General features: G+C 39.6%; 1 protein-coding gene. It reads right to left on the reverse strand.

Going from position 1 to position 280, the window contains the following annotated elements:
* Nucleotides 1-280, reverse strand: a 280-nt coding sequence (locus VJI94_RS08265; protein ID WP_324009008.1) for a hypothetical protein, incomplete at both ends; no start/stop codon positions are given.

Below are 280 nucleotides of genomic sequence, written 5' to 3' on the forward strand. Positions count from 1 at the left end.
CAATAAGCAGGCGCCGCGACTACCCAATGCACCATCTGCATATACTTTGATGCCTTTTACAAACAGTTTATCGGTTTTGTATGGACCCTTTGGTAAAAATTTTTCATAGTTGGATGCATCGTCACTCAACATCACATACAAACGCATGTTGAGTTTACCTTCTTTTTGTAAGGTATCGATCGCTTCTACATCCGTATAATGCAAACCGCAATCTGTTATAGTTGTTAAACCTTGAGCAAAACAGTTTTTCTCTGCAGCCTGCAACCATTGTACATAGGTT

The organism is Parvimonas sp. D9 (assembly GCF_035282565.1).
In the GTDB taxonomy this organism is placed as follows: domain Bacteria; phylum Bacillota; class Clostridia; order Tissierellales; family Peptoniphilaceae; genus Parvimonas; species Parvimonas micra.